Below are 1,901 nucleotides of genomic sequence, written 5' to 3' on the forward strand. Positions count from 1 at the left end.
CCGCCATCAGCCCGACCGGCTCCTCCGGCGCCAGCCCCCCTTCCCGCAGCGCCCGCGCGATCCGGCCGGAACGCTCGTCCAGCTCGCGGTACGTCAGCGTCTCCTCCGCGAACGCCGCCGCGACGCGATCCGGCGTCCGCTCCGCCTGCTGCCGGAACATCGCCGGCAGCGTCAGCTGCTCCGGATACGGCGCCTCCGTGTCGTTGAACCCCTGCACGACCTGCCGCCGCTCCCCGTCCGTCATCCATTCCAGGTCCGCCACCCGCGCCGAAGGATCCCGCAGCGCCGACTCCGCCAGCCGCACGAAGCGCTCGGCCAGCCGCTCCACCGTCTCCCGGCGGAAAAGCGAGGTGCGGTACTCGAACCGGCACCGCAGCTCGCCGCTCCGTTCCTCGACCTCCAGCGTCAAATCCAATTTCGCCGCCGTCCGCCGGAACGCGTACGGCTCGAATGTCGTTGCCCCGCATGCCACGGCCGGGATTCCCGTATTCTGCAGGACGAACATCGCGTCGAACAGAGGATTGCGCCCGATGTCCCGGCGCGCCCCCAGCTTCTCCACGAGCCGTTCGAACGGATAGCGGTCGTGCTCCAAGGCGCCGAGAATGCGGTCTTTCATTTGCCGCAAATGATCTTCGAACGTCAAATCTCCTTGCACCTGGCTGCGAATGACGACGGTGTTGACGAACATGCCGATCAGTTCGGCCAAATCGGCATGCGGCCTGCCCGCCACCGGGCTGCCGATCCAGATATCCCTTTGCCCGGTATACCGGTACAGCAAGGCCGCGAATACGGCAAGCAGGGTCATGTAAAGCGTCGTCCCCGCGCGGGCGCCGAACGCCGTCAGCTCCCGTGTCAACGCGGCGTCCAGCGTCACGGAAACTTCATCGCCCCGGTAGTCCAACCGCTGCGGCCTCGCGTAATCGCCCGGCCATTCCAGCGCCGGAATGTCCCCGGAGAGCGTTTGAAGCCAGTAATGTTCCTGTTCCCGGCACGATTCGGACAAGAGCCATTGCGCCTGCCATTCGACGTAATCCGGATATTGAACCGGCAGCGCCGCGGCTGGATTGCCCTCGTATAGCTCCATGAACTGCCGCGCCAGCACGGCCATCGACACGCCGTCCGTTACCAGATGGTGCGCGTCGAGCAGCAGCAGGTGAACCGAATCCTCCGGCATTCGAACCAGCTTGACCCGCAGCAAGGGCGGCTCCATCAGCCGGAACGGCCGGATGAACGAGCGAAGACAAGCTTCGGGATCCGAAATTTCCGCGATTTCATATTCGATTTCCGCGACCGGCTCTGCCGAAATCCGCTGAACCGGCTGACCGTCCGCCCATTCGAAGGAGGCGCGGAGCGCGTCGTGACGTTGCGAGATCGTCCGGATCGCCGACAGCAGCCGGCCCCGGTCAAGCGGCCCGCGAATGAGCAAGGCGGAGGACAGATGATAGGCGGTAGACGACTCGTCCATCGATTGCAGCACGAACAGCCGGCTTTGCGCCGAAGAAAGCGGATAATACGTCCTTCGTTCGGTCAAGGGGATCGGCTGGTACGCGGGCGCGAAGCCCGAAGCTCGGCGCTCCTCGATGAGAATCGCCAACCCGCGCACCGTCGGCCGATCGAACACTTCTCCGAGCGATACCTCGCATTGAAATTCCCGGTGAACCGCGGCCGTCAGCGCAGCCGCCTTAAGCGAATGGCCGCCCAGCTCGAAGAAGTTGTCGTGGACGCCCACCCTCTCGCGCTGCAGCAGCTCGGCCCACAGCGCCGCCAGCTTCACCTCCGTCCCGTTCTCCGGCGCCGCGTATTCCGTCCCCGTCGCCATCTCTTCCTCCGGCTCCGGCAGCGCCTTGCGGTCCGCCTTCCCGCTCGCCGTCAGCGGCATCGACTCCAGCTGCACGAACGCC

At 65.8% G+C, this 1,901-nt stretch carries 1 protein-coding gene; it reads right to left on the reverse strand.

Annotation, left to right across the window (positions count from 1 at the left end):
- On the reverse strand, positions 1–1,901 hold a 1,901-nt coding region (locus GE107_RS26190), incomplete at both ends, for a condensation domain-containing protein (protein ID WP_219644645.1).

It is taken from the genome of Cohnella sp. CFH 77786 (assembly GCF_019400745.1).
Lineage (GTDB): Bacteria > Bacillota > Bacilli > Paenibacillales > Paenibacillaceae > Cohnella.